Source organism: Rhizobium sp. S163 (assembly GCF_030380805.1).
GTDB lineage: Bacteria > Pseudomonadota > Alphaproteobacteria > Rhizobiales > Rhizobiaceae > Rhizobium.
On the sequence record NZ_JAUDSA010000037.1, the window covers coordinates 212,512 to 238,892 of the forward strand.

Annotated in this window: 35 protein-coding genes and 2 pseudogenes; 23 read left to right on the forward strand and 14 right to left on the reverse strand. The window is 57.0% G+C overall.

What is annotated here, in order from left to right; genetic code table 11:
• The gene (locus tag QTL96_RS27895) at window positions 1-504 is read right to left on the reverse strand and encodes an ABC-three component system middle component 2 (protein ID WP_289730001.1); all 504 of its coding nucleotides are present in this window, start codon (window positions 502-504) and stop codon (window positions 1-3) included.
• Window positions 501-1,673 carry an ABC-three component system protein gene (locus QTL96_RS27900; RefSeq protein WP_289730002.1) on the reverse strand — a complete coding sequence of 391 codons (1,173 nt, stop codon included), beginning with the start codon at window positions 1,671-1,673 and terminating at the stop codon, window positions 501-503. Before QTL96_RS27900 ends, QTL96_RS27895 begins: the two co-directional genes overlap by 4 nt.
• Window positions 1,674-2,061: 388 nt before the next feature.
• Between QTL96_RS27900 and QTL96_RS27905 the strand changes: the two genes are divergently transcribed.
• Window positions 2,062-3,009 (forward strand): hypothetical protein, encoded by a 948-nt coding sequence (locus tag QTL96_RS27905; protein ID WP_289730003.1) that lies wholly within the window; start codon window positions 2,062-2,064, stop codon window positions 3,007-3,009.
• Window positions 3,010-3,326: 317 nt separating this feature from the next.
• Window positions 3,327-3,845 (forward strand): DUF309 domain-containing protein, encoded by a 519-nt coding sequence (locus tag QTL96_RS27910; protein WP_289730004.1) that lies wholly within the window; start codon window positions 3,327-3,329, stop codon window positions 3,843-3,845.
• Between the two features lie 337 nt (window positions 3,846-4,182).
• Here QTL96_RS27910 and QTL96_RS31330 read toward each other — a convergent pair whose 3' ends face one another.
• Together QTL96_RS31330 and QTL96_RS27920 are read right to left on the reverse strand one after the other, a co-directional pair.
• Window positions 4,183-4,344 (reverse strand): NAD(P)-binding domain-containing protein, encoded by a 162-nt coding sequence (locus tag QTL96_RS31330; protein WP_354669151.1) that lies wholly within the window; start codon window positions 4,342-4,344, stop codon window positions 4,183-4,185.
• A 70-nt stretch (window positions 4,345-4,414) separates the two neighbouring features.
• Window positions 4,415-5,362: an NmrA/HSCARG family protein gene (locus tag QTL96_RS27920; RefSeq protein ID WP_289730006.1), complete on the reverse strand. Its 948-nt coding sequence runs from the start codon at window positions 5,360-5,362 to the stop codon at window positions 4,415-4,417.
• Between the two features lie 129 nt (window positions 5,363-5,491).
• On the opposite strand from QTL96_RS27920, the gene QTL96_RS27925 reads away from it, so the two are divergent.
• The 6 genes from QTL96_RS27925 to QTL96_RS27950 all read left to right on the forward strand — a co-directional run bounded on the left by QTL96_RS27925 (window position 5,492) and on the right by QTL96_RS27950 (window position 10,804).
• On the forward strand, window positions 5,492-6,118 hold the full coding sequence (locus QTL96_RS27925; protein WP_289730007.1) for a TetR/AcrR family transcriptional regulator: 627 nt from the start codon (window positions 5,492-5,494) through the stop codon (window positions 6,116-6,118).
• Window positions 6,119-6,535: 417 nt separating this feature from the next.
• Window positions 6,536-6,892 carry a MarR family transcriptional regulator gene (locus QTL96_RS27930; protein ID WP_289730171.1) on the forward strand — a complete coding sequence of 119 codons (357 nt, stop codon included), beginning with the start codon at window positions 6,536-6,538 and terminating at the stop codon, window positions 6,890-6,892.
• 15 nt (window positions 6,893-6,907) lie between these two features.
• Window positions 6,908-7,642 carry an NAD(P)-binding domain-containing protein gene (locus QTL96_RS27935; protein ID WP_289730008.1) on the forward strand — a complete coding sequence of 245 codons (735 nt, stop codon included), beginning with the start codon at window positions 6,908-6,910 and terminating at the stop codon, window positions 7,640-7,642.
• Between the two features lie 66 nt (window positions 7,643-7,708).
• A complete protein-coding gene (locus tag QTL96_RS27940) occupies window positions 7,709-9,190 on the forward strand; it encodes a DHA2 family efflux MFS transporter permease subunit (protein WP_289730009.1) in 1,482 nt (493 codons plus the stop codon).
• 267 nt (window positions 9,191-9,457) lie between these two features.
• Window positions 9,458-10,003, forward strand: a complete 546-nt coding sequence (locus QTL96_RS27945) for a TetR/AcrR family transcriptional regulator (RefSeq protein ID WP_289730010.1) — start codon at window positions 9,458-9,460, stop codon at window positions 10,001-10,003.
• 69 nt (window positions 10,004-10,072) lie between these two features.
• On the forward strand, window positions 10,073-10,804 hold the full coding sequence (locus tag QTL96_RS27950; RefSeq protein WP_289730011.1) for an SDR family oxidoreductase: 732 nt from the start codon (window positions 10,073-10,075) through the stop codon (window positions 10,802-10,804).
• A 378-nt stretch (window positions 10,805-11,182) separates the two neighbouring features.
• Here QTL96_RS27950 and QTL96_RS27955 read toward each other — a convergent pair whose 3' ends face one another.
• Window positions 11,183-11,419, reverse strand: coding sequence for a hypothetical protein (locus QTL96_RS27955; protein ID WP_289730012.1), 237 nt, complete (start codon window positions 11,417-11,419; stop codon window positions 11,183-11,185).
• A gap of 317 nt (window positions 11,420-11,736) precedes the next feature.
• On the opposite strand from QTL96_RS27955, the gene QTL96_RS31335 reads away from it, so the two are divergent.
• The 5 genes from QTL96_RS31335 to QTL96_RS27975 all read left to right on the forward strand — a co-directional run bounded on the left by QTL96_RS31335 (window position 11,737) and on the right by QTL96_RS27975 (window position 15,230).
• Window positions 11,737-12,762 carry a PAS domain S-box protein gene (locus tag QTL96_RS31335; protein ID WP_354669152.1) on the forward strand — a complete coding sequence of 342 codons (1,026 nt, stop codon included), beginning with the start codon at window positions 11,737-11,739 and terminating at the stop codon, window positions 12,760-12,762.
• 24 nt (window positions 12,763-12,786) lie between these two features.
• Window positions 12,787-13,359 (forward strand): sensor histidine kinase, encoded by a 573-nt coding sequence (locus tag QTL96_RS31340; protein WP_354669153.1) that lies wholly within the window; start codon window positions 12,787-12,789, stop codon window positions 13,357-13,359.
• 62 nt (window positions 13,360-13,421) lie between these two features.
• Complete coding sequence (locus tag QTL96_RS27965; RefSeq protein WP_289730013.1) at window positions 13,422-14,549, forward strand: PAS domain-containing protein; 1,128 nt, start codon at window positions 13,422-13,424, stop codon at window positions 14,547-14,549.
• A complete protein-coding gene (locus tag QTL96_RS27970) occupies window positions 14,546-14,971 on the forward strand; it encodes a response regulator (RefSeq protein ID WP_289730014.1) in 426 nt (141 codons plus the stop codon). Before QTL96_RS27965 ends, QTL96_RS27970 begins: the two co-directional genes overlap by 4 nt.
• Before the next feature lie 49 nt (window positions 14,972-15,020).
• Window positions 15,021-15,230 carry a hypothetical protein gene (locus tag QTL96_RS27975; protein WP_148201164.1) on the forward strand — a complete coding sequence of 70 codons (210 nt, stop codon included), beginning with the start codon at window positions 15,021-15,023 and terminating at the stop codon, window positions 15,228-15,230.
• A gap of 121 nt (window positions 15,231-15,351) precedes the next feature.
• Here the strand turns inward: QTL96_RS27975 and QTL96_RS27980 are convergent, their stop codons facing one another.
• From QTL96_RS27980 to QTL96_RS28005, 6 genes and pseudogenes are all read right to left on the reverse strand, one after another.
• Window positions 15,352-15,714, reverse strand: a complete 363-nt coding sequence (locus QTL96_RS27980; protein WP_289730015.1) for a response regulator — start codon at window positions 15,712-15,714, stop codon at window positions 15,352-15,354.
• Window positions 15,715-15,849: 135 nt separating this feature from the next.
• Window positions 15,850-16,899 carry a sensor histidine kinase gene (locus tag QTL96_RS27985; protein WP_289730016.1) on the reverse strand — a complete coding sequence of 350 codons (1,050 nt, stop codon included), beginning with the start codon at window positions 16,897-16,899 and terminating at the stop codon, window positions 15,850-15,852.
• Window positions 16,896-18,339, reverse strand: a pseudogene (locus QTL96_RS27990) (ATPase domain-containing protein). Before QTL96_RS27990 ends, QTL96_RS27985 begins: the two are co-directional and overlap by 4 nt.
• A 148-nt stretch (window positions 18,340-18,487) precedes the next feature.
• The gene (locus QTL96_RS27995) at window positions 18,488-18,718 is read right to left on the reverse strand and encodes a hypothetical protein (protein WP_289730017.1); all 231 of its coding nucleotides are present in this window, start codon (window positions 18,716-18,718) and stop codon (window positions 18,488-18,490) included.
• Window positions 18,719-18,772: 54 nt separating this feature from the next.
• Window positions 18,773-20,401 (reverse strand): chaperonin GroEL, encoded by a 1,629-nt coding sequence (gene groL / locus QTL96_RS28000; protein ID WP_289730018.1) that lies wholly within the window; start codon window positions 20,399-20,401, stop codon window positions 18,773-18,775.
• A 52-nt stretch (window positions 20,402-20,453) separates the two neighbouring features.
• Window positions 20,454-20,768 carry a co-chaperone GroES gene (locus QTL96_RS28005; protein ID WP_289730019.1) on the reverse strand — a complete coding sequence of 105 codons (315 nt, stop codon included), beginning with the start codon at window positions 20,766-20,768 and terminating at the stop codon, window positions 20,454-20,456.
• Between the two features lie 276 nt (window positions 20,769-21,044).
• Here QTL96_RS28005 and QTL96_RS28010 point away from each other — a divergent pair, with 276 nt between their 5' ends.
• Both QTL96_RS28010 and QTL96_RS28015 read left to right on the forward strand, forming a co-directional pair.
• Window positions 21,045-21,314 (forward strand): usg protein, encoded by a 270-nt coding sequence (locus tag QTL96_RS28010; RefSeq protein WP_289730020.1) that lies wholly within the window; start codon window positions 21,045-21,047, stop codon window positions 21,312-21,314.
• 148 nt (window positions 21,315-21,462) lie between these two features.
• Window positions 21,463-21,699, forward strand: coding sequence for a hypothetical protein (locus tag QTL96_RS28015; protein ID WP_289730172.1), 237 nt, complete (start codon window positions 21,463-21,465; stop codon window positions 21,697-21,699).
• Window positions 21,700-21,728: 29 nt separating this feature from the next.
• Here the strand turns inward: QTL96_RS28015 and QTL96_RS28020 are convergent, their stop codons facing one another.
• Window positions 21,729-21,923, reverse strand: a complete 195-nt coding sequence (locus QTL96_RS28020; protein WP_289730021.1) for a hypothetical protein — start codon at window positions 21,921-21,923, stop codon at window positions 21,729-21,731.
• A 23-nt stretch (window positions 21,924-21,946) separates the two neighbouring features.
• On the opposite strand from QTL96_RS28020, the gene QTL96_RS28025 reads away from it, so the two are divergent.
• The 7 genes from QTL96_RS28025 to QTL96_RS28055 all read left to right on the forward strand — a co-directional run bounded on the left by QTL96_RS28025 (window position 21,947) and on the right by QTL96_RS28055 (window position 24,784).
• The gene (locus QTL96_RS28025) at window positions 21,947-22,420 is read left to right on the forward strand and encodes an Hsp20 family protein (protein ID WP_132669483.1); all 474 of its coding nucleotides are present in this window, start codon (window positions 21,947-21,949) and stop codon (window positions 22,418-22,420) included.
• A 78-nt stretch (window positions 22,421-22,498) separates the two neighbouring features.
• The gene (locus QTL96_RS28030; protein ID WP_132669482.1) at window positions 22,499-22,798 is read left to right on the forward strand and encodes a DUF982 domain-containing protein; all 300 of its coding nucleotides are present in this window, start codon (window positions 22,499-22,501) and stop codon (window positions 22,796-22,798) included.
• 9 nt (window positions 22,799-22,807) lie between these two features.
• Window positions 22,808-23,086 carry a hypothetical protein gene (locus tag QTL96_RS28035; protein WP_132669481.1) on the forward strand — a complete coding sequence of 93 codons (279 nt, stop codon included), beginning with the start codon at window positions 22,808-22,810 and terminating at the stop codon, window positions 23,084-23,086.
• Between the two features lie 356 nt (window positions 23,087-23,442).
• Complete coding sequence (locus QTL96_RS28040; protein ID WP_003567907.1) at window positions 23,443-23,652, forward strand: cold-shock protein; 210 nt, start codon at window positions 23,443-23,445, stop codon at window positions 23,650-23,652.
• A gap of 124 nt (window positions 23,653-23,776) precedes the next feature.
• Window positions 23,777-24,001 (forward strand): hypothetical protein, encoded by a 225-nt coding sequence (locus QTL96_RS28045; protein ID WP_289730022.1) that lies wholly within the window; start codon window positions 23,777-23,779, stop codon window positions 23,999-24,001.
• Window positions 24,002-24,032: 31 nt separating this feature from the next.
• The gene (locus QTL96_RS28050) at window positions 24,033-24,413 is read left to right on the forward strand and encodes a DUF6481 family protein (RefSeq protein ID WP_289730023.1); all 381 of its coding nucleotides are present in this window, start codon (window positions 24,033-24,035) and stop codon (window positions 24,411-24,413) included.
• A gap of 95 nt (window positions 24,414-24,508) precedes the next feature.
• Entirely contained in the window at window positions 24,509-24,784 is a 276-nt protein-coding gene (locus tag QTL96_RS28055) for a hypothetical protein (protein ID WP_112821140.1), read from the forward strand.
• Here QTL96_RS28055 and QTL96_RS28060 read toward each other — a convergent pair.
• Together QTL96_RS28060 and QTL96_RS28065 are read right to left on the reverse strand one after the other, a co-directional pair.
• Window positions 24,785-25,260: pseudogene (locus QTL96_RS28060) on the reverse strand (transporter); the annotation flags it as partial.
• Between the two features lie 322 nt (window positions 25,261-25,582).
• On the reverse strand, window positions 25,583-25,759 hold the full coding sequence (locus QTL96_RS28065; protein WP_289730024.1) for a PAS domain-containing protein: 177 nt from the start codon (window positions 25,757-25,759) through the stop codon (window positions 25,583-25,585).
• Between the two features lie 214 nt (window positions 25,760-25,973).
• Here QTL96_RS28065 and QTL96_RS28070 point away from each other — a divergent pair, with 214 nt between their 5' ends.
• Complete coding sequence (locus QTL96_RS28070) at window positions 25,974-26,378, forward strand: response regulator (protein WP_289730173.1); 405 nt, start codon at window positions 25,974-25,976, stop codon at window positions 26,376-26,378.
• Window positions 26,379-26,381: the final 3 nt, after the last annotated feature.

Sequence of the window (26,381 nt, forward strand, 5' to 3'; positions counted from 1 at the left end):
TTACGGTTCCAGATCTCGCGCCGCGGTGAAGCGCTCGAATTCAGCTCCCCACTTACCAACATTAGCGCTTATGAATGTCTCAAGCTCGTGATCCGGCATGTCACCAAAACGCTTCGCGAGCCACTGCGAACGTGAACGCAAGTCGTCTGCGTAGGCTGAGCGAAGGAGCTTTGTAAACGCAAAAGTCAGCTCATTGGCGCGATACATGATGCCCATGATCGTAAAGGATTTTTCTATCAGCTCTCTCGAGAACATTGCATTCAACCCGGCGTGCACAAAGTCACGCTTAACCAGCAACTCATTCCCGCGGAACGGCACATCCGGGTGGAGGCTTTTAGGCCCGCCGGAGACATCTCCAGAGTGCACTAGTAAATAATCGTAGTTCACAAGCCTTTGCAGGTCTGCGGACCGCTCGGCTTGAGCAGTGAGAATGAAGAGCATCCGCAGCCCGCACTCGAGTGGCGAGTTGAATGGCCGAGATTTGCGGCGAAGGTCAGAACTCATGTTTTACACCACCGGACGCGATCATTGTTCGCCATGTGGTGGCAGATTCCCTCGCGATCGTTTGCTACGACGTGCTGGGAAAGAGCATGCCCTCCAAGTTGGAAGCTTTGAGCTGCTTGAATTGTCGCCTTTAGGTTTTTGAGACCGGTTCCGGCATCGTCCGTATGCACATGGTAAAGTCCATCATGAAATTCATCGACCAGGGTTTCAAAAAACCCGGCGTCTGCCATTTGGTCGCGAGCGAGCTCCTTAAGGTTCTCTGCGCAGTAGAAGGTGATACGGGATCTCTCGAAAAGCCGTCGATGGGGGTCGCTATGCGCAAAGTCCGTCACTTGCCCCACCGAAATGCCCAGGTTTTCACCGATCACGTCAAACAGCTGGGACACATATCCCATTTCACCGGGGCTAACCGTTGACGGAGGGGCTGGAGGTTTCGGCCGATCGATCAGCGGTAAACCGAAGACTGGGAGGTGATAGCGGGTTTTCGCGTGCTCGTTGATGAGGTCAAGCGGCTGCTTGGCCTTGAAGATGGAGAAATCGAAGGCCTGGATATGCTTGGTTAGTTCCGCTGACAGCAGAACGCTTTCCTTCATTATCTTGTCTGCACAATGATCTGACCAGTTCGCCAGGATGTGCGCCTTCAGCTTGGAAGGTTCATCGAGGAGGTCTTGCAGTGTTCCGACGACACCTAGATGTGTAACGAACCAATATTCTTCCGGCGGACTGTAGTCACCGATGTGGGTGTAGTACAGAACCTTGCCAATTTCGCTCGAAGCAGTAGCCGTGCCCAGACGGGAGGCGTAGTGCTTGCACTGATAAAGACGCCAGCGCCGAGGGCTGATGTCAGAGGAATCGAGCCAGACGATTACGTCGCGACCCTTGTCACCGGCACCCCCACGCTGCTGAACTTCCACGACATCCTCAATACTCGAAAGATAGTCCGTCGCCCATTCGAGAGTGAATCGTTCGAATTCCAGAGGACTGAACTGGGCGAGCCGGTCGAGCGGTTTAACTGGTAAGCCAACGCCCAACCCCAAAAGGCGCGCGTTGGCGTTTGGCCAAGGCGTCGGGCTCGGGACCGGCTCAGCCGCTGCAATTTTGAGCTGCGTTTTGGAATTGTTGCCCAGCGTCTCCCCCGAAACGGCTAGCGATTTCAATGTTACTGACAAGTTTCCCTCATCGATTAGTTGTCTTTGAGCGGAAATGCAAGATTTGTATGTGGGAGATTTTTCACAGATCGCTGTCTTTTCAGCTACTTGGTGTGCAACCAAAGCAAAACAGTAAAAGGGCCAGCGGTCCATGTCCCATCAAGACCTTTTTGAGGAGCGCGTAGCGCCAGGGCAGCTTTGCGCCGCAAAGCTGCCGTCCGAGAGCCCCATCGAACTCCGAAAGCGGACATTGCCGAAGCGAGTTACAAGTGACATACGACGGCTGGGTAATAGACTTACCTTGGTCTTTGCTCTCGCAGAGATTGTCGTGAACCAGTGCATGCGCATGGTCTTTATTGGGAGCACCTTCGGTAACTTCAGAGGTCGAGGCCTCGTGCGGAGATAAATGATGCTAAGAGCAACGAAAGAAGAAGAGGACAACGTTCGCGGGTACTTCGAATGGCAAGCTTCCGAGCTTGAGATCACCTTCCTGCAGAAGGTTTACGTCGAGACGATCCTTGGTACGCCACACGCAGTTTGGGACATCCATACAACCAAGGACCGATGGTGGGTGATAACAAATCCGCATAACCTCTATTCCCAAGAGCAGTTTCCAAACATGGATCTCTGCTTCACTTTCCACATGGGATTGCTCATCAGGACACCGAAGGAACGACCTCAAGATCAAGTTCCTGAAGCCGTGCGGCTGCTCCCTTTCGGAACAACGTTCGCGAAACTCCGTGATGCCCATGACTCGCTTCCCAGCGCGATGCGGCTCTCTGATTTTCAGACAATTGGAGTTAGGTCTCGGGAAGTGATGCTGGACTTCATCGGCGCTGCCCAAGACTCTGTGCGATGGACCGCGGATCCTCCGAAAAGAGAAAACTTCAGGGGTTGGATCGAGATCATTATCAACGACCTCTATCCAGGAAACACGAACAAGGAACGGCGCGGGTTACTGAAAGGTGCTGCAGAGTCAGCATGGACCTTTGCAAACTGGCTTGCGCACTCCAAGTCATCGACTTGGCGAGACGCCGAGCTGGCTCTCTCAATGATGGATTTTGCTGTCGGAAACATCAGCTCCATCATTCTCCACGAAATCCGTGGCGTTCCATCGGCCTGCCCCGAGTGCGGCTCGTCCCATCTACATCCGGAGGTCGGAGAATACGAAAACGATGCCGGCCGACTTTGGGAGCGACCGATATGTATGGGATGCGGGTGGCAAGGTCGGGCGATTCCTATTCTCAGCGCCCTTGAACTAAAGGATCTGGTCACCCGCCAAGGCGGGTATAGCTCTGACGAGCACTCTATCATGACACAGCCATTGAGATCCATGAGAAGGCCGGACGACATGTAAGTGTCGAATACAGCATAACGGAATTAGTGGTCACCGGTGCGGCGTGAGCTGCCAATCTGCAACGCCCTTATTTCTGTGATTGAGGCTTTTCCGCGTAGAGTCTCCTTCCGCCCCATATCAGCTGTTCCCGAGAGCAAGTAGCTGCCATTACAGGGCAATTCGGCGCGATCCTATAGGCGAGACGAGGTGGCCGGCGGTTCGAGTCCGTTCAAGGCGGCTCATGCCTTTGGCTCTCAAGCCAGGTAACGCGGGGGCGGGTTGTCCATCCAGCAAGCTAAGAGCATGCTGTCTCATGGTTTTGCAAAGGACTCAGGGCTATGGGACGTGTTCGGTTACTTCCAAATAGATCATTCCCCCGCTACGCCTACTTGCCCGGTGAGGGTCCACATCCAGTCCGTGATCCTGGAGGACACAGCTACGGTGTCCCGCCGGTTTTAGTTAGTGCGTCTCTCGCTTCTGAGGAATTCGCCTGGGGCCAGGACCTCTTCAATCATGGGTACTATTGGGAAGCTCACGAGGCGTGGGAGGGACTTTGGCAGGCTGCAGAGAGAGGAAGCCAGTTGCGGGCCTTCCTGAAGGGATTGATCTTGCTATCCGCAGCCGGGATAAAGATCCGGGAGGGCAAACGGACGCCAGCGATGCGTCATGCTGGACGCGCCGGCGCGCTGTTGCGAAACCTCACCCCGGCGCCGAATGGCCATTTCTCGAGCGCCATAGGCATATCGCCTCGACAACTTGCTGATCTCGCCGAAGCGACAGCTGAGGCCATGCCGGCATCGCGGACGACAACCAAGGCACAGCCTGAACCAGTCTTCGACTTCGTTCTGGGTACGTAGATATTTGTCGATGAGTCACCGAGTTCTCGGCGCTCAACGGCTGGCACGTTATCGCTCGATCGTGGTGACCTGCTTCATGTTGCGTGGGATAGGTGGTCACAATCACCTTGGCGGCGGAATCGTCACCCCCAATCGGCAAGGGGCACTTGGCTCTGTTTGGAAGTGCGACAGGATCGAGAAGGTCTTTCTCCAGAATGGCGTTGAACGCCTTGATGATCGTCGCCCCTTGGAAATGGTCTGCGATCATTTGCGACGTTGTCGTCTCGCGTCGGTCGAGCGCATTGATACTGCCATCCCGATCCTGGTATTAGTTGTTCGTATGGATACGATCTTGCCATCAAGGAACTACGGTGCAAGCTGCGAACGCAGCCGCGAACGGCACGGTGAGAACCACCACATCGCTGGACGAGGGCACGTCGGTTACAATAGCGGCCTGACAACCAATTTCGGCCGCTGACTCGCGCAGGGTCTCTGGTCCGCGCGAATTGCTGAGCGTCACCGTATGTCCGTTCGCGACTGCAAGCCGGGTCAGGCCTTGCCGATGTGCCCGGCCCCGATGAAGCCAATCCTCATGCCTTGTCTTCCTGCGGTGCTCCGATGACAAATTTTTCGCGGTTCTGCTCGATGAATTGGTCGAGCGTGGTCAAAGGAATTCCCCAACTGCGAACGGCGTCCAGATCGACCCTGTAACCTTCGACGTTGTTCCAAGTCTCGTGCCGGTAGCCCAGCTCGCCATAGGGTTTCGCGAGCGCCTCCTCCTTAGACAGGGTGACGGCTGAAACCTGCTTTCCCGTTGCCTTGGTGATCTTGGCCGCAACTTCGGGCAACGTGAAGGTTTCTGTGGCGAGGTCGATCTCGTGGCCGCGGAAACGTTCTGGGTCAGCGAAAGCCGCCGCAGCGAACGTGCCGACATCCTGCACTGCGATCCAGTCGATACCAGTGTCCGCCTCGATTGCGGTCTCGAACCGACCGCGTTCCCGGATCGAGGGCCACATGGACTCCACCATCGGTGGGATAAGATCTTCCATAATCATGGCAGGCTTCAGGATCACCCAGTAAGGGAACCCTGCCGCCTTGACCATTTCGTTCACAGCGGACTTGTTGTTCCAGTACAGCGGTTCCCACCTTCCATCATCCCAGCCGACGAAGTTCTTCTGGTCACCCGCACGGGCGACAGATGTGTGGACGAGGACACGCACGCCAGCGCGGCTCGCAGCCTTCAACAATGCTCTGCCCGTAACGATTTCGGTTTCGGGGTCGCCGGGGTGTGAACCCATTTGCATCGAGAATACACCGTCCACACCGACCAGCGCCGCGTCAAGGCTGACGGGATCATTGAAATCGCCCCTCACGACCTCGACACCCTGTGCCGATAGCGCCGTCCCCGCAGAAGACTGAGGATCACGCGTCATTGCGCGAACAGAACGGCCAGCGTGCAGAAGCGCGGCGACGACAGCGCCACCTTGTTTGCCCGTGGCACCAGTAACGAGGATAGGGGAGTTGTTTGTAGTGGACATAAAATGCCTTTCTTGAGTGGTCAGCGCGTTGTGCGCCACGGACGTTCTGACCCAAGATAGGAGTTACAATACGAAACTCAATAGTTTCGGAAACATTGTGTTTCGATTTTTATGTTCTATATGATGGCCATGAGCACACAACCGAACGATCATCAGCGGCGCCTGCCTCCGGCAGAGCGAGGACGCACTCAGGACAAAAGCCGTGACGACGCCATCATCGAGGCGGCGCTCGAACTGCTTGCAGAAAAGGGTTACAACGGCCTGACGATGACCGATGTGGCTGCTCGAGCGGGGGTATCGAAAGCGACATTGTATCGACGATGGACTGCCAAAGCGGATGTCGTTGCCGATGCTGTCGCGACGCTCAGTCCGATGAAACCGCCTCGTTATCCCGGCACGTCACTCCGGAATGACATGGTGGCGCTGATGGAACAGGCAGCTAACTGCGACGATCGGCCTGAGATCGTGACCGCGACGTTCGAGATGGCTCGGTCGCACCCGGACCTGTACCGAACACTGTCCGACCGCTTCAGCATGTTTGTTCGGAGAGAACTCGACGACCTCGCCAAGCGAGCTGCCGAAGAGGGACACCCGCCATTGTCGGAGGAAGCGGTTGACGCCCTCAGTGATACAGTGATCGCGCTCCTTGCCCACAATGCTGGACCAACTGGTACGTCAATACCGCGAAACCGTCTTATCACGCTGGTCGATCAAGTGCTGATGGTCCTGATCGCAGGGAGACGTGCTACGGAATAGACGATCTTGGCAGCAGTTTTCCAGAATGATGCGATTCCGATTAAGGCCTCTGGCGCAGGGGATACCACTGGCTTTCGTCGATGGCCTTCAGCGTATGGCTCAATCTGCTCCGCAATTCTAAGGCCGTCGTCAAACTCCACGCCAAGGTAACGGACCGTGCTTTCCATCTTGGTATGATCGAGCAGCGAGATTAACGCGGACCTGAGTACGACGCCACGTCTGTGGGGACTCGTCTTCTCTCAATTTCAAAGCTCGGCCATCGTCCCTCAACGCGCCCGATCACCGTCTAATTTCCCTAGCGCACTAGATAATGGCATGCTAGACGTCTGCATACTCTGTTTCGGGGAAGTCATGTCACATCGTGTGGGAACCCAGCTTTCATTTGCAATCTACGGCGTTGCAGGCCGCATGCAGCGCATGCACAAGCCTTTTCTGGAGCCGCTGGGCCTGACGTTCCCTCAGTACCTGGTGATGCTGGAGCTTTATACGGGGACGCCGCGCTACGTCGGCGACCTGGGCAATAGCCTCGGAATGGACACTGGTACGATCACGCCGCTGCTCAAGCGTCTTGAATCCTCCGGAATGATCACGCGCATGCGAGATCCCGCCGACGAACGCTGCGTGCTGATCAACCTCACGCCAGCGGGAGAAGCGATCAAGGACGAGGTCTGGAGCGTCGCCGGCAAGATCAGGAGTGCCTGCAAGCTCGATGAGGCAGGCATGATCGCGCTGCGCGATACGCTCAACGACTTCGCACGGCCAGCAGAAGATTAGGAAAGGACGACGCACATGAACATTGCGATTATCGGCTCCGGCAACATCGGCGCGGAGCTGGCACGGAAGCTGTCGGCGGCCGGACATACGGTCAGACTGGCAAACTCCAGAGGCCCAGAAAGCCTGAAGGAAGTCGTGGAAGGGACTACGATCCTGGCGGTTGCGAAGGAAGACGTGACCAGAGATACGAACGTCATCATCCTGTCCATCCCGTTTGCTCGCAACCCGGAAGCTGCCGCGCTGGTCGCTCAGGCTCCCGTCGGTGCGATTCTCGTGGACACCTCGAACTACTATCCTGCCCGTGATGGACGGATCTCCGAGGTCGAACATGGCAAGCCGGAAACGGTGTGGGCGAGCAACCAGGTCGGCCGGCCGCTGGTAAAGGCGTGGAACGCCGTTCTTTCGCAGACCCTTGTCGATGCGGGCTCCGCTCCTGGGACGCCGAACCGGATCGCCATTCCGATCGCCGGCGACGACCTCACGGCGAAATGTGTGGTCGCCGATCTCGTGAGCGCGACCGGGTTTGATACGGTGGATGCCGGAATCCTTGAAGAGTCCTGGCGGTTCCAGCCCGGCTCACCGGCCTATTGCACCGAGTTGACGGTGGAAGAACTTGAGGTCGCCCTGCAGAAAGCCAACAAAGAGCGCTCACCGGTCAATCGAGACGCCATCATGAAAACGATCTCGGCCGGAAAGGTTCCTATGACGCGCGCCGCCATGGCTGCCAACAACCGTCTACTATCGAATTAGGCAGAGCGGCACCTGCTGCCAACTGCGCCAGATTATCTCGTGCACTAGAAAATAGAAAGCTAGATTATGTCAGCCATCGCCGCGCCTCTTGAGGCGGACACGCAAAACACGACGGTTAGTGAAAAGCTGAACCCGGAATCTAAAATAGCGCTCAGCGTGCTGTTTGCGTCCACCTTCACGGTCATTCTCAATGAAATGCTCATGGGGGTCGCCCTGCCGACCGTGATGGCCGACCTCGGCATCACCGCCTCCCTCGGCCAGTGGCTCACCACCGGCTACATGCTGACGATGGCCGTGGTCATCCCTGCGACAGGCTTTCTGACCGAGCGGTTTCGCATGCGAACGGTTTACACGCTCGCCATGTCGCTGTTTACCGTCGGAACCCTGGTTGCCGTCGTCGCGCCCGGCTTTGAGGCTCTGCTGATTGGTCGCGTCATCCAGGCCGTTGGCACGGCGATCGCGACCCCATTGGCGTTCACGGCCGTCACAGCCTTGGTTCCACCCTCCAGAGCCGGCCGGATGATGGCGCTGTTGACGGTTGCAGTATCCACCGCCCCGGCATTTGGTCCGGCCATGGCAGGAGGCATTCTTTCAGTCGCCGGCTGGCGCTGGCTGTTCGTGTTCATCCTGCCGATCGCCGTGATCTCCCTTGTTATCGGCACCATGATGATCCGCGTGCCCAGCACACCACGCAAGACCAAGGTGGACGGGCTGTCCGTAGTGCTTTCGGCCATTGGCTTTGCCAGCCTGGTTTACGGACTGGCCTCGTTCGGCGAGGCCTCCGGGGGCCATACGGTCGTCTCGCCCTGGACGGCCCTTGTCGTCGGGATCGTCGTGGTGGCCCTGTTCGCCTTGCGGCAACTGTCCCTGCAGAAATCCGACCGCGCCTTGCTGGATATGCGTCCGTTCGCGGTGCGCAGCTTTGCCGTGCCGGCTGTGCTTGCGGTGTTCTTCATGACCGCTGCAACTGGAATGATGACGCTGATGCCTGTCATCCTTCAGGCGTCTTACGGGTTGACCCCGCTGCAGACCGGCCTGTTTATGCTGCCCGGCGGACTGACCATCACGGTCATTTCCGTTGTCGTCGGCCGCGTTTACGATCGCCTCGGCGCACGTCCACTGATGGTAACGGGCGCCATCTTCGACGGTGCAGGCCTCTGGTTCCTGGCTAGTCTCGCGCCCGGAACGCCAGTCTGGCTCCTGCTCGCCACCTACATGTTCATCATCGTAGGGCAGGCCTTCTTGTGGACTCCCACTTACGCCGCCTCGCTGGGCGCTCTTGACAAGCACCTGCTGCCCCATGGCAGCGCAATCATGAACACGATCCAGCAGCTTTCGGGTGCGGCGGGCATCGCCATCGCGTTCTCGGTTATGACCGCGACCTCTGCCGCGCTTGTTTCTGGCGGGGAAGCCGTGGGACCGGCAATGGCAAAGGGTGCCCAGCATTCCCATCTGGTGGCTTTCGGCATGGTTGTTCTTGGTCTGGTGGTGGCGTTGATGATGCCAAAGACGAAGGTGGTCGCGAAAGCGTCAGTTCAGGTTCACTAGAGATTTTGCCTGCAGGTGCGCATCCGCCCTGCAACCAGGGTTCCGGCTTTCTCGAAGCCACTGGTCAGCGCATGGCAATGCACCTGCGCTGGCATCCCGCATGACCGCAATTGGCGCTTTGCAACCGAAATCGCCGCTCGACATCAGGTCGGCGGGTCGTCACTCGCCTAAAGCCGTAGGTGAAAGAATTTTGTTATTGACTGATCAGTCCATAATAGTTAGACCGTCCGTATGGCAAGACCGAGAGAATTCGACCGAGAGGCAGCGTTGGAGAAAGCACTCAGAGTATTCTGGGCAAAGGGATTTGCCGCGACCTCTACCGACGATTTGCGTGAGGCAATGGGTATCGGACGTCAGAGTCTCTATGGAGCTTTCGGGGACAAGCGGACATTGTATCTGGAAGCGCTGGATACCTATCAGCAGCGGACAAACACTGGACATGTCAGGAGGCTGAGCGACTCGCCATCGCCAGTAAAAGGCATCGAAGACCTGCTTTCTGGTCTTGTGTCGGAAGACGATTGCGAGCGGGCGCTGGGATGCATGGGTGTTGGATCAGTCGGAGAGTTTGGCGTGACCGATCCGGACCTTAATGCGCGCCGAGCCTCTGCCAGTGCGGTTTTGGGCCGACGGATCATGGAAAGGGTCTCGGAGGGCCAGCAAGCGGGGGAGATAAACGCTGGACTCGATCCTGATGAGACCGCCGCATTCATTCAGATGACGATGACGGGGCTACAAGTGGCCGCGCGCGGCGGAGCAAAAGCTGCCGATCTGAGAGCGATGGCGCGCTTCGCAACAAATCGCCTGAAGCCTTAACGCGCCTCCGCAAACAGGGTTTTTTATTTACCTAATTATGGACTGATCTATCAAAAAAAGGAAAACAGCATGACAATCGAAGAACGGAAGACCGCCCTCGTATTTGGAGGCGCCCGTGGCATTGGCGCCGCCGCGGTCGGGAGACTGGCAGAAGACGGCTACGATGTGGCCTTCACATATGTTTCGCGACCGGATAGCGCGCAGGCACTTGTTGCCGAGATCGAGAAGAGCGGGCGCCGCGCGGTGGCCATCCAGGCCGACAGCGCAGATGCTGACGCTATCCGTGGCGCGGTGGCGAAGACTGTCGATATCTTCGGGCCGATCGATGCTGTCGTTGTCAACGCAGGGATTTTGCGGCTCAACACGGTGGATGCGGTCAGTCTCGAAGAACTCGATCTGATGATCGACATCAATATCCGGGGCGTCTTTCTGTCTATCCAGTCCGCAGTGCCGCACATGAAGGATGGCGGCCGCATCATCACGATCGGGTCGAACACGGCTGAAAGAACTGCAATGGCTGGAGCAAGCGTTTACCAGTTCTCCAAGGCCGCAGTCGCAGCAATGGTAAAAGGCTTGGCGCTTGACCTCGCTCCACGGCGCATTACCGTCAACAACATCCAGCCAGGTCCAACGGATACGGACATGAATGCCGGCGCAATTGAGATGCTGTCTGACCGCAGCCCATTGAAGCGCGTTGCCGACCCCAGGGAGATTGCCGGAATGGTATCCTATCTGGTCGGTCCCGACACGTCCTTCATGACTGGTTCGAGCCTGACAATCGACGGGGGTTGGACGCTGTAGATCCACGGCCGACTATCGGTTGAAAGTCTGAGTGCCTCGAAAGCCTTACTCGCGCTTGCATCTCGAGGCAGGGGTGGGCGCGGCTGAATACCTAGCTCTCTCTGCGTATCCCCGCCGGTCCCGCCGCGATGAGCGTGTCTATCCTGGAGAGGAATGTCGCCAGGATCGGCGAAGGGTTATCGCGGCGATATCCCACCGCCAGATCGATAGTCGGTGGTTGTCCGGCAAGAGGGCGGCTGATCACCGACCAGGGGAGCAGCGGCTCGACATAGGCCGGAAGCAGCGCAATTCCCCTCGTTGAGGCGACGAGCGAGATCCCCCATCAGATCAAGAGGATGAGATTGCTGCAAAGTGTATAGGCCGACGGTTCGTATCCGCTCAAGAGCGCGATGCCAACTCGCCAAGATCGGCAAGACCGCGATGCAGGGACATGGCAGTGTCCAATTCCTGCCTGGTGTCATGTCCCTCGCGATACAGGTTTATGATGATCGCAGCGGCAAGCTCAGCCTCTGCGCTGTTCTTGGTCACATGGTGAGCTTCCAGCCAGTCGTTGTATGATTGGTCGATAACCGAGAGTTCGTTCGGACCAAATGACGTTTCTAAGAATGCGCACATACACTTCCCCTTCACGCGGCGCTCATATGGGAAATCGGCCGAGAAGGGTCAAGGCTGCTAGGCTTGTTGAGCGAGCAAAATCAGTAGCGGTCTGTCCGATTTGAAGCTGATTTCATTGCGAAAAGACCTTGCTGCGACCATCTTACGCTATACATTGAGCACTGGGACGAACGTTTGCGACGTCGCAACGATTTAGAGTGGGCGCCGATGCAGGACGAAACGGGGGAAATTTTCCCGGGGCAAGACGAGATTTCTCGAATGCTTGAGCGGGGAGACTGGGACCAGTCCATGCTTGGTCCGCCTTCGGTTTGGCCTCCGTGCCTGAGATCCGCTGTCGACATTATGCTGCCTTCTATGGCGCAGATCGTTTTGTTCTGGGGCCGGACTTCGTCGCCCTATACAACGCACCCTATGCACCGTCGATCGGACAACGGCACCCGAAGGCTTTCGGTCGCCCGGCACGAGAAAACTGGAGCGAGTTATGGGACGACCTCGAACCGCTCCTGCGTCAAGTCCTGGACAAAGGCGAGACGGTCGCCGCCAAGGACCGCCCATTTTATATCGAGCGGCACGGCTACCCGGAAACTGTCTATTTTGACATTTCTTATTCCCCGGTCCGCGATGAAAACGGGACCGTTCGCGGCGTGTTCTGCATTGTCAACGAGACGACGGATCGCGTTCGCGCCGATCGGGCGCTTCAGGCAAGCGAAGAACGGCTGCGCGCTGTAATATCGCAGTCCGCGGCCGGGATCGGTCAAGCAAGCCTCAATGGCGAGATCCTGCACGTCAACAAGCGGTTTTGCGAGATTGTTGGCTTTGAGGAACAGGAGCTGCTCGGCAAGAACATCCGCGACATCACCTATGCCGACGATATGCCCGAGCAAACCCGATTGTACCAGCGGCTTGCACAGACCGGCGAGAGCTTCGATCTCGAAAAGCGCTACGTCCGAAAAGATGGCAGTCTCGTCTGGGTGAACAACACCGTCTCACCGCTTCGAGACGATAGCGGCAGAATTCGCCAAGTCTCTGTTGTCTCGATCGATATAAGCGAACGCAAAAAAGGGCAGGAGGTCGAGCGCCAGCTGGCGTCCATCATCGCATCTTCCAATGATGCCATCCTAGGCATCGATCTCGATATGACTATCACGTCCTGGAACGCCTCGGCGGAGAGGCTCTACGGTTACAAGGCGGACGAGATCATCGGTCAGTCCGTACTCATCCTTGTGCCTGCTGATCGGATCGACGAGGAGCCGACGCTGTTGAACCGTGTCAGGGGCCGGATCGACGGTGGAGCCTTACGAAACCAGACGCCGTCACAAAGATGGCCATCTCGTCGATGTTAGAAGGAAGCGGATCGGCTCCAGGCGGTGCTGATCGGCGAGTTGCACCACCGGGTGAAGAATGTCTTTGCTACGGTCATGGCGATTGCCCGTCAGACCCTGGCAAAAGATGCTGAGGCCAGCGGTGCGGTGACCGCTTTCGAGGCTCGCCTTTCGGCCATGGCGCATGCCCACGACCTTCTTGCCGAGGGGCATTGGCAGAGTGCCGATCTCAAGGCTGTGGTAGAGCAGGCTATCGCTCCATATCCTTCAGAGCGGTTTGATGTTTCTGGCGATCCGGTCTTGCTGCCGCAAAAAATCGTTGCGTCACTCTCGCTTGCTCTCCATGAACTCGGCACAAATGCTGCCAAATATGGTGCACTCTCCAATGCGACAGGCAGAATTGCCATCAGCTGGAGCTTCGCTAAAGAGACCGGAGATCTTCGCCTCGTTTGGAGGGAGATGGACGGACCGGAGGTTCTCCCTCCGACCCGCAAGGGCTTCGGGTCCCGCCTCGTCGAGCGCTTGTTGGCCGCGGAGCTGAACGGCAAATCGACAATCGCCTACGATCCGTCCGGTGTGATTTGCGAGATCGAGGCGACGATAACGTCTTTGCCCTGACAAAAACCGGAACCAATTCCCCAGCCGCGGCATTTGTTGCGGACAATACGATCAGGACCCCCATGCAAGAAAAGGATCAATATCGGACCGATGCCCGCAACGCCGGCGACCGTCTCGTCGCCGGACATGTAAGCGAGGATCCGTTTGCGGCCGCGTTCAAGGCGACCCGGATGCCAATGATTGTCACCGATCCGAACCAGTCCGACAATCCGGTCATCTTCTGCAACGAAGCCTTCCGAAGGCTCACGGGCTACAGAGACGACGAGATAATCGGGCGCAATTGCCGTTTCCTGCAGGGTCCAGAGACTGACAATGCAACGATCGCGAAGATCCGGGAAGGCATCGCGGCCGGCCACGATGTTGCTGTCGATATTCTTAATTACCGAAAAGACGGCACCACGTTTTGGAATGCGGTATTCATCAGCCCCGTCCGGGACGAGGCCGGGACAATCATCTATTTCTTTGCGTCACAGCTCGATTTCACAACGGTCAAAAGCCGGGAAGCAGACCTGGCGGCTGCGCGCCATGAGGCAGAGGCGGAGGTGGCAAAAAACACCGCCAACCTTAAGGCAGCACTGGAGGCGCGCACACTCCTGGTCCACGAGGTGGACCATCGGGTGAAAAACAACCTGCTGACGATGGCTTCCATCGTAAAAATGCAGGCACGCATCACCACCGATTATCGGCAAAGGCAGACACTCATGTCGGTCCTCAACCGAATCGAGGCCCTCAGTACAGTTCAGCGAAAGCTGTTCACGCTTGACGACGTGTCGAAGTTCGATATCTCAGAGTTCACAAAGGAATTGGTGACAGATCTTGTCGATGCCACTGGCCGCAACGACATCCGTCTGTCTTTGGATCTTTCGCCGCTGCTCGTGCCCGCTGTCAAAGCCACGCCTTTGTCGCTGATCCTCAATGAGTTGGTCGGCGATGCAGTTCGACGCGGCCTCATGGACGGCGGCGGCGACATCCATGTGGTGGTCAAACGCCTCAACGGTCACTTTTTGATCCGTGTCGAGGACACATCCGAACCAGTTGAGCCTGATATTGAAAGCACCGAGCTTGGACGCATGTTGATCGAGGCGTCTGCTTTGCAGCTCGGCGCCGAAATCGAACGGAAACAGGACGGCCGCAAGACGGTTGTCGACGTGGTGCTACTTGTCGGCGACAAACAGGAGAATACGCATTGAAAGTGATGATCGTCGAAGACGAAATGCTGCTCGCCATGGAGCTTGAAAGTGAGGTGGAGATGGCGGGCCATCAGGTCACAGGACTTGCCATGAGCAGCAGCCAGGCGCGTGAGCAGATCTGCACTTCGAAGCCGGATTTCGCATTCGTCGATATCCATCTCATGGATGGCCCGACCGGGATCGACGTGGGTCGCGAACTAGCAGCTGCGGGCATCCCCTATGTCTTCGTGAGCGGCAATATCAAGAAGATCCCGGAAGGGTTTGCCGGCGCACTCGGTGCAATCGAAAAGCCCTATACCATGAACGGAATGAAAAATGCCCTGACTTACATTTCCGCAATCGTCGGAGGCGACGAAAGTGAGTCACCGCCCGCAAGTCTGGTTTTGGCAGAAGACGCGAATGCAAGGAAGCGGTTGGGCTAAGGCCCAAGGAGGAGCGTCGGCCAACACGGAGCAAAAATGGGAGGAATTGATGAGTGACAACCAAAACATTTTGAAAGAGGTCAAACCGAGGCTGCACGCGTTGATCGATGAGCTCGTCGCTAAAGGTGCCGAGAGATCCGCGGTGATCTACATGATCGAGAAAGAATCTGCCCAGCTTCGTGATACGATGGACGAGATCCCAGATCATCAGATCGACGAGCCCTCAAACGATCGGCCGTGGGCGACCAAAGCCCACTGAGTCTTGTCTTGCTTGCCTTCAAGGTAATGATCGCATCGGGCATCATGGTGGGCGGTTTGCGATTACGGAGTTTCGAGCATCCTCGGCTTGACGGTCTGGCTCAGCGTAGGACGTCATCGTGTTAGATCATTTCGCGTATCGCGTGAATCACGCGTGACGGATCATAGGGCTTACTGAAAAAGCGGCCGACGATCGGAAGGGTATCATCGCTCATGTGGCGATGACCCGATGTCACGATGATCTTGACTGGTGGCCATCGATCTCGAACCGCGGCCGCAAGTTTCAAGCCATCCATGCTGCCAGGCATATCGATATCGGTGAACATCAGACGAACCTCCGGATGTGCGTCGAGAAGGCTGATGGCGTCGTCGGCGTTCGATGCTTCCAGCACATGAAAACCTTCGTCCTCCAGCAAGAGCGCAATATCCATACGAACGAGAGCCTCGTCCTCCACCACAAGGACCGTTATACCGTTGCCACCCATCCCCAACGCTCCATCATGATTTACAGGCAGATAAAATGGTCCAAGAGTATGACAACGTCTCTCGTACGAATATGATCCGCCAGGTTCGGGAATGTCTTCAGTAAGGTGTTTAAGCCTCCGATATCGGACACGGTATCAAACAGCTTCCGCCGGCTGCCGCACAAGTCTTGCTAGCGGACCAGCGGCGTGGCAGCGAAACCCATTACGATCGAACGTGATCGTCGGCGCTGCCCCCAACAGCGAGGCGAGAGCCGAGCGAACATATTTTGTGCCGTAGCCCTGCCGCGTCGGTTGAACGACTTTGGGGCCGCCCGATTCGATCCAGTTCATTGAAAACATGGGTGGATCTTTCTCCGAAACGGACCAGGCAATGTTGATGCTGCCGTCGCCTTGAGATAGTGCGCCGTACTTGATGGCATTCGTCGTCAGTTCATGGAGGCAAAGGGCGATGGTTGTCGCAGCGATCCGTCCGACAAGAAGGTCCGGGCCGGCAATATTGATCCGAGTCAAGCTCTCACCGTTATAGGGTGCGACGGTTACCGCGATCACGGATAACAGTGAGATTTCGTCTCCGCCTGCTTCGAACACTGCGGTGTGGACGTCGGACAGAGCACGAAGCCGGCCTGTGAAATCTGCCGCAAGCTCATCAACCGTAGACGCGCCGCGTCGCGTCATTTGAAAGATTGAGGTGACGCTGGCAAGAATGTTCTTGATGCGATGATTGAGCTCCAGCCGCAACTCGACTTCGCGCTCAATGGCATCGCGCACCTGCTTCTGGCGCAATCGGACGAGCAGATTGGTCTGAATGCTATTGGCCAGCTCAAGTCGCGCGATTGGGCGTGTATAGAACAAGAGGCGGGCGCTCGGCCAGGCGCTTTGAAGCCGAGTGCGGATCTGTGCAACGGGAGCCGCGCGCTCAAGCAGGACCACGATTGGCACTTCGGACCAATCAGGCTGGCCGGCGAGATGATAGCCGATCGTTGCGACGACGGGCGGGCTTAGCGCCTCATGGGTGATGAGGATGACGCCCGGCAAAAGCGCTAAATTTTCAGCTAGGTCCTCGCCAGCCTGGCCGTGCCGGACCTCGACGTTCTGCTCCTGCAAGGACGCCGCGATGTAGTCGGCGTCTTTGCGAAACGGGGCAAGTATGAGCACCCAATCCAGTTCACTCGGTGTTTCATTCATTTCGGGTCAGGAAGAGGGTTATAGGAAACGACGCTGACGCTGCCGCTCTCGATCAGCAGTTCCTGGATGTTGAGGTCATGTGAACCGTGGCGCTTTTTGACAACGGTGATGTTGCGGCGTAGCCGACCCTCATGCTCCATGATCCGCAGCAGGAGCACGGTATCGCCCAGAAAGCTGACATCTACGTCGATGCCGACATTCTGACCAATCAGGCCGTGCTGAGCGACAATCAGCATCGTCAGCACGCCCGAACGAGCCAGGAATTTAAGAAGGGATTGAATGTCGCGGACCGCCTTTTCCCGATGCGGTAGCGAGTTCAGATAGCCGGTCAGGCTATCGATGACGACGACGCGGACTTTGTTTTGCGTCACCGCGTCCTGGACGATTTGACCAAATTCACCCGGTGAGATTTCGTTCGGATTGAAATCCCGCAGGATGAGCTTTCCATCCTTATGAAACTGCCGAAGCTGCATCCCCAGGCCTTCCGACCGGCGGAAGAACGTTTCCAGCCGCTCTTCGAACAAAAACAGGGCAACGTTCTCGCCGCGGTCGAGCGCTGCCGTCGCATAGAGTGACGACATAGTCGACTTGCCAGTCCCCGACTGGCCGATGACCAGCGTCGTGGTTCCAGCCTCCTGGCCGCCGCCAAACATGTCGTCGAGCGCTGCAACACCTGACTTGATCAGTTCCGGCTTGGTGGCCTCAGATGCAGTGTTGGGCATAATGCGAGGAAAAACGATGACCCCTTCACCTTCCCGGATTGCCATGTCGTGATAACCATCGGCAACGGGGACACCGCGCATCTTGGAAACTTCGACCCGACGTCGCACGGCACCGTACTCTTCCAGTGACTTGTCGAAACGGATGACCCCATGAGCAAGCCCCTCTACTTCCTCGCCACTGCGGTCATAGCCGGTTGTCTGGGTGTCAAGGAGAAGTGCGACAACATCGCGCTTGGCCAGAAAGGACTTGAAACCGATCAGTTCACGACGAAACCTTGGGGAGTCACCGGTGATCAGGCGGATTTCTAGGAGGGAGTCGTAAACAAGGCGCCGCGGCTTGTGTTCTTCGATCGCTGCCTCGATCGCCTTTCGCGTCTCGTCGAGCCTGAGGTCTGCGGTCAGAAATATGCTCTGGTCATCGGCTTCGCTGACCGAACCGGATGTCGACAGTTCTTCGACCCGAATGCCATCGAGTGTCCAGCCGTGTGAAACAGCAATGGCTTCAAGCTCTGCCGCCGTCTGCGACAGTGTCACGTAGATGCAACTCTCTCCTACTTCCACCCCGGCGCGAAGGAACTGCAGCGCGGCTGTCGTCTTACCGGAGCCCGGAGCGCCTTTGCAGCATATAGAGATTGGATGCTGGTAGACCACCACGCAGGATTTCGTTCAATCCTGTGATGCCTGTGCTGACAACTGCTGGCGCTTTTCGTTTCGGCATAACTCATCTTTCAGAACTGTTAGCGTGATCCGGACCGGAGCGCGCGCATCATCGTCGTTGAAAGATGCTTTTCCGTTATATTTGGGTTTCTCAAAACATCAATGACACGCTGGAGGTGTTGAAGCCGCAGGCCTGGCGAAAGGGAGTGTCACAGCTCTACGGCCGGGTCGGTCCCATCGCCAAAGAGTTCCGCGTCAGCAGCACGGTGTGCTTCAGCCAAAAGAACCTGCCGTTCGCGAATGCCCTTATTAAATAGCTTCGCGACCATGATGGTCAGCGTCGCAATCGCTTGGTGATTGCCCCTCAGCTGTCGCTGTTCAACGATCTCCCTGATCACGCTCGCGCACAGGCGCGCATCTTCTTTCGACGGCAAGCTCATAGTTTTCCTCAAGAAAGGCTCGCCTCTGGCGGTGAGGCGAGCCCGCATTATCATTTAGAAGTCCATCCCGGCGCCGGCAGGAAGGGCGGGGGCGGCGTCCTTTTTGGGCTTCTCGGCGATCATGGCTTCCGTGGTGACCAGGAGGCCGGCAACAGATGCCGCATCCTGGAGCGCGGTACGCACGACCTTGGCAGGATCGATGACCCCCTGGGCATAGAGATCGCCATACTCGCCGGTCTGGGCGTTCCAGCCGTAGGAGAAGTCGGTCTTTTCGCGAAGCTTGCCGACGATGATCGAGCCTTCCGCGCCGGCATTCTCAGCGATCTGACGCACAGGTGCCTCGATCGCCCGGCGGACGATTTCGATGCCGACTCGCTGATCGTCATTTGCAGTCGGGAGACCGTCCAACGCCTTTACAGCCCGCAACAACGCAACACCACCGCCCGGCAGGATGCCTTCCTCGACGGCGGCACGCGTTGCATGAAGCGCGTCGTCGACGCGATCCTTCTTCTCCTTGACCTCGACTTCCGTGGAGCCACCGACACGGATCACCGCAACGCCGCCTGCCAGCTTGGCCAAACGTTCCTGCAGCTTCTCTCGATCGTAGTCGGACGTGGTCTCTTCGATCTGCGCCCGGATCTGGGCGACGCGGCCGTCGATCTCGGACTTTGAACCGACGCCATCGATGATCGTGGTGCTTTCTTTCTCGATCGCCACCTTCTTGGCTCGACCGAGCATGTTGAGCGTTACGTTCTCAAGCTTGATGCCGAGATCTTCGGAGATGACAGTGCCGCCGGTCAGGATGGCGATATCTTCGAGCATCGCCTTGCGGCGATCGCCGAAGCCCGGCGCCTTGACGGCAGCAATCTTCAGACCACCGCGCAGCTTATTGACGACCAGCGTAGCAAGAGCTTCGCCCTCGACGTCTTCCGCGATAATCAGCAGCGGTTTGGAGGACTGCACGACGGCTTCGAGCACCGGCAGCAAGGACTGCAGGTTCGACAGCTTCTTTTCGTGAATGAGGATATAGGGGTCCTCGAACTCAACCCGCATCTTGTCCTGGTTGGTCACGAAGTAGGGCGAGAGGTAACCGCGGTCGAACTGCATACCTTCGACGACTTCGAGCTCGGTCTCGGCGGTCTTGGCTTCCTCGACCGTGATGACGCCTTCGTTGCCGACCTTTTCCATCGCCTCTGCTAGATACTTGCCGATCTCCTCGTCGCCATTGGCCGAGATGGTGCCGACCTGGGCGATTTCGGAATTGCTGGTGATCTTGCGTGCGCGGTCTTTGAGCTCATTGATGACGGCATCGACGCCAAGATCGATGCCCCGCTTCAAGTCCATGGGGTTCATGCCTGACGCCACCGCCTTGGCGCCTTCCTTGACGATCGCCTGGGCAAGAACGGTAGCAGTCGTTGTGCCGTCGCCGGCGAGATCATTGGTCTTCGATGCCACTTCGCGCAGCATCTGTGCGCCCATGTTCTCGAACTTGTCTTCGAGTTCGATTTCCTTGGCGACCGAAACGCCGTCCTTGGTGATGCGGGGCGCGCCGAACGACTTATCGATGACGACGTTGCGCCCCTTCGGGCCGAGCGTGACCTTCACGGCGTTGGCAAGGACATCGACCCCACGCAGCATGCGTTCGCGGGCATCGGTGTTGAATTTGACTTCTTTCGCAGCCATTTGTTCACTCCTTCAATAGGCAGCTTTTTGACTGATGAGTGGCTCTGCGTGATTACGCGGCCTGCTTCTGCTCGTCCTGGGCTTCGACAATGCCCAGTACGTCGCTTTCCTTCATGATCAACAGGTCTTCGCCGTTGATCTTGATTTCGGTGCCCGACCATTTGCCGAACAGGATGCGATCGCCAGACTTGACATCGAGCGTCTGGATCTGACCTGCTTCGTTGCGAGCGCCAGGCCCGACGGCGACGACCTCGCCCTCGGAAGGCTTTTCCTTGACTGTATCAGGGATGATGATACCGCCTTTGGTCTTTTCTTGGAACTCGACCCGACGGACGAGAATACGATCATGAAGTGGTCGGAACGACATGTTTTCCTCCATTGGACAAAAAAGATGACGCAAAACCCCTACCGGACCGGGTGACCAATCCGGACGGGTGCGAACCTCACTCAAGCGTTCGCGGGCAAAATTTATTTTCGAGATTTTTTGATTTCAAGAGGGGCGAGAGAAAAAATTAGCACTCGATGTATCTAGCTGCTAACATGCTGGAAAGGAACAATAAACGCCTTTGAAGGTTTAAGAAAACTGTTGATGGATGCAAGATGTTGCGCCACCTTTGGCAGTGTCATCAAACGGAGATGAAGCATGCAATTCTCATCGGACCTGGAGCGTCAGCTCAATGGCTATGGATTGACTACCGCGCATATCCTCTACCGCATTCCCGATTTCGAATCCGTCCTGCAAACCTATGTCTGGCAGGATTATGATCTCGCACCAGACTTTCCAGAAATGCGCAAATTTCTGGACTTCTGGCGCGACAGCCTCGACGGACCGCTGCACTCCGTCCGCTATACACACCAGCGTCTGATTGGACCGAACGAATGGCGCCGTGTCGAGGGCGAGTTCAAGCTTTAATGAACTCTTGAATTTGATTTTTCCGCTTCCTAGCTCATCGACCGCCCGAGGCGTTGAACTCGGTGTGAGCGCAGATTGCGTTTGGAGTGACGCCTGCTTGGAGAATATCGACAACATCAAGAGCGTTGGTATCGATGAACGGTAAGAGATCATCGTGGATTTCGCCCGTTGGCTTGAAACAGCGTCGCAGGAGGCACTGGCTAATGGCGAAGGTCGCTTTGCCATGATGTCGGCCAGCATGGCGGAAGCAATGCGGGTCAATGCCGACGAGCTTGCTCGCAATAATCCTGAAAAGACAGAGCGTGTGCTGCAGCAGGCCAGCCCGATGATGGCGCAATTCAAGGCTGCGTATCCCCATCGGGTTATCAGTCGGTCTGTTCACTAAGGATGATGAGGCAGACGGCGTCTCAGGCCTTAGTCGAAGCCGGGGAATTCGGCGGCGAGAATGCGAGCGAAAAGATCTAAATCAGCTGAGCCTACTTGAGGCAAAATTTTTCGCGCCGCGGATCTTGAATCCAGAATTCTCAAAAACCAAATCGTTTGCCGCCAGCTGCTGAACATAGAGCTGGCCTTGCTGGAAGCGCCGTCTTTCGGCGCTTCTGTACCCATGTTGCTTCAAGGAGGATATGGCTATGGCAACATCTTACGACTATGCACCGCTGTTCCGCTCGAGCGTTGGCTTCGATCGGGTCTTCAATCTTCTCGAAAACGCCCAGCGCGCCCGCTCGACCAGCGACTGGCCGCCCTATGACATCGTCAAGACAGGCGATGACAGCTACCGAATCTCGATTGCGGTCGCAGGGTTTGCCCAGGAGGATCTCGACATCACTTTCCAGTCCAACCTGCTGACTGTCACCGGCAAGAAGCAGGAGACGCCTGCGGATGCCTACCTGCATCGCGGCATCGCCGGACGCCCGTTCGAACACCGGTTCGAGCTTGCCGACCATGTGCGCGTGAACGGCGCGGATCTCAGCAATGGCCTTCTGTCGATCGATCTCGTTCGCGAAATCCCGGAAGCCCTGAAGCCGAGGAAGATTTCGATCCAGAGCACGCCCGCCTTAACGTCGGTCGCTCCCGCGCAGATCGAAGCGCAGAAGGCGGCTTGATCGTTAAGTTCATCCAATAGTTCAGGGGCGCCATTGCGGTGGCGCCCGTCAACATTCCGGGTTGGAAAGGAGAGAGCGATGAAACCCGATATGTTCAGACAGCCAGTTTCCATTCTTGTCGGCCTCGGCTTTCCGGCAGAGGTTCGCGGCGTGATGGACGCCTACCGACACCTGGTCGAATGGCCGGTATCGTTCAGAGACGCGGCGCATTCGGTTGCCCTGAAAGCGTGTCATGCGGCGCTTCACGGGGAAATCGAAGCAGAGACGGCACGCGGATTCTTCGCAGCATTTGCGGCGAAGCATGATCTGCTAGCTCCTGAGACGCCAGCGATTGCTGCCTCTCACATGCGGCGCGACCGCGATCCCCACGTGCAATGAGGCCATGCCATGGAAAACGCCATCTTGCAGCAGGCAATCGACTGTGCAGTCACCATAGGCCCTGCAGTATTGATGCCAGGCATGCAACTCCGGCGACCGATCGATGTCTTGAGATCCCCATCTCTGTCGGTCGATGACAAGCGCGCCATCCTTGCTGCGTGGGCATCCGACTTCTATGCGGTCGATTCAAAGCCGGCTTTTCGACAATTGCCAGGGATGAATGAGCCTGTCTCAATCGACGAGATTCAGTCTGCGCTCAAAGAACTGGACGGGCGGTATCAGTCGTAGGGGTTTTCCCCTCCAGTGGGTCGGGTCTAGGAGGTGTCAGGTGATGCCAAGCGACCCGCCCCGTTCTTCCGAGTGGTGGTTTAAACAACGTTCGATGAATCGGGCACATTGGCTGTTACCGTTCTTCTACGCTATCGCGCAACTCTTGCGCGCGGTCGATGGCTATCAAAAAACTAATCGTTGACGGAACGTTACAATTCGCATATTGGTGCGTCATCGATCTTTTGCTTGCCGAGCTTTGTCTACCGCGCGATTGGCACCGCGCTCTAAGCGAACTTCTCTTTCAAAAATAGTCGGTTTTCATCCGCGTGGCGCTTGCTTCGCGGTTCCTCACTCTATGCTTGAAAGGGTTCATCATGACCACTGGCACAGTAAAATGGTTCAATTCCACTAAAGGCTTCGGCTTTATCCAGCCTGACAACGGCGGCGCCGACGCCTTCGTTCACATCTCTGCCGTCGAACGCGCCGGAATGCGCGAAATCGTCGAAGGCCAGAAGATTGGTTACGATCTCGAGCGCGACATGAAGTCGGGCAAGATGTCGGCCTGCAATCTGCAGTCCGCTTAATCGATATCTGCTTCCCTTTGACCACGGATGTACTGGCATCGCCGGAAGCAATTATCAGTTTAAGGCCAGGCAGTTCGCCTGGCCTTTTTTCGTTTGGCCTCACAGCCAAGATTCAGGACATTCGATGACAGAGACATATAGTAAATCTCGCCAGCAGGCCGAGACCGCCTTCGGCAATCTTCAGACGGAGTTCTTCTCCAAGAACAATGCGGCGGAAGAGCTCGAATCCGTGGCCCAGGCGCGCGATGCCAAGACGTTCAGGCTGCGCGAAGCTCGCCTCGCCAAGGAGCAAGCCGACCGGATGTCTGCAACATCTGCGCTGCTTGCCAAACGATCGAAATCCAGCTGACCAACCCAAATGCAAAAGTCAGGATAAAAATTTGAGACACGCCAGAAACAACGAACTTACCGACCGACGCTCTGCTGCTGCGGACGCCAAGACAGCTCTTCTTATGGCCTACAGAGCTGCAAAGATGGCGGCCGAGCCTGCACAGGCCGCAAGACAGGCCGAGCGCAGCTCACTTATTGAAGCTCGGGAGGCGCGCCGTGCGAAACGCGAGCGACTGAAGGTCGAGGAGCGCACCCGAGCTGAGACCGTTGCCGCTCAAGAACACGCGGCCATCGAGGCAGCAGCCGCGGCCGAGATCGAGGCGCGACAGTCGGCCGAAAATGCCCGGATATCTGGCCTTGTTCAAGATGAGGCCGCTCGCAAGACTGAACGCGACAGACGTTATGCCGCCCGCAAGGCCCGGCAAGCTTAGTATCCAGGGACCCACCCTCTATTGGATGGGTCCGTGGAATAGATCAGGGCGTGACGCCGTCATGCCCGAATTTGATCAGTCTCGAGGAGACAACCATGGCACCGAATACGAACGAGCTTCAGGCGATCAATACGGCCTGGCAAATCGCGATCCAGGAAATCCTGCGCATGGTCATTAGAGACATGTATCATGCCGGCGGTGAGGCGTCATTTAACATGCATATCAAGCGGATCGAAGAAGCTGCAGTCGATAGTATCTACACGGATTTGAGGCTTCGCGCCACTGACGAGTGGACTGAAGTGCTGGTCAAGGAGAGGGCTAGCAATTTTGTGACGACGTTGCTGACCTCGTTTACGTACGACCGTGCCTGATCACGATAGGTAGTCATCCGAGCCGCTAATCTCAGTTCGCGGTGTCGCGCCCAACCCATTCGGGCCGTTGTCCGGCGCGTCACCCCAATACCGGATACCAGCCGTCAGGCTGATCGGCTGTTTTTCGAAACCAGCTTTGCGACTGTAAAATTGATCGGAACGGACCAAGCCTCCGTTTCCCAGTTGTAGGTGGATTCCGTGTTTAGGGCCTATGTCCACGCGTCCTTCGTCGTGTAGGAGATGAATGGCTGGAGGAACGTCGAGTTCACGTCGGCCCGGTCGCTCTGTACGGCGAAAGACCAGACGTGGTTTGCCAGCATGCCGAATGTCCACGGACCGTCCTGTTTGAGCACGACCGCCATCGGACCGGCACCCAACTTGCCGCTTCCCAGGAACTCATCAGTAGCGGAGGGCAAGAGAATAACCGGACCAGCGCCCCAGATGATACCGCTTTCGGTCGGCTTCGACGGCGAGAAGATCGAACGGCTGCTCGTCGGCGAGAGACGATCGACGATGTGACGGTCGAAGTAAAAGCTTTGCGTAATGTCGCCCAAGGCCGGGTGCAGGATTGGCGTTGAATGAGCGTTCAAATCTTTCCTCGGCTTCAAAGCGCGGCGTTTCATCACGCATGATCAGCGCAAAGACATCTGGTTTGTCACCGGCGTAGACTATGATCATGCTTCGCACGGTCTGAACCCAGACCAGGTCGAGATTATCGGCGGGTGACAACCGGATATTGTCCCTCTTCAAGCGGGTGGTTGTTTCGATACCGTAACGTGAATCGACGTCGGTAGCCTGCTATGTCTCCTCACCGAGGTCGTTAATCGCATTTGCACGGTGCATGATAATCGCCGCGTCATTGGCCCAAACAATCGCGCCGGCCTGATCGAGGAGAATGATACCGTCGCTGAGCCCGCCTATGACCTCCTGCAGGCTGCCGCGGTTGAGACGTGCGGGCTCTGGTCTGTCGTTCATTGCAGGATCCTCGGATGTTCCGCAGCCTACCGTGAAACCTATTTCGCCGCAGCCAATTCGTCTTCTCGGTCGAGTGATGTGGATCGTGCGTCACTTGACAGGACCGCGCGGTTGAGTTGCTCGGCATCGTAGGGCTTGCATAACATTTAACATACAACCTGGAACTGTTTCCAACCGAACTTGTTTTAGGGTCCAGGCGTCGGTGAGGCCTCACCTGCAGCTTGATAGGCATAACGATGGGGCATTATTTTCCGAAAGCAAAGGCGTAATTCTCGTTGTTGAAGACGAGCCGTTGCTGCGCCTTCTGGCGGTCGATTTCATGGAGGAAGACGGCTTCGAGGTCGTTGACGTTGGAAGTGCCGATGAAGCCGTTTCCATCTTGGAGACACGCAGCGATATCCGCATTGTCTTCACCGACATTGACATGCCGGGCAGCATGGATGGTATGAAACTCGCGGCCGCGGTGCGCGACCGCTGGCCACCAGTCGAGATCGTCGTCGTGTCGGGCCATAAGCGCCAAAACGACATCATTCTGCCGGAGCGTGCAGTATTTTTCCCCAAGCCTTATAACATTGAGGCGGTAACCGCGACACTGAACCGAATGGCGTCGGCGATCTGACTT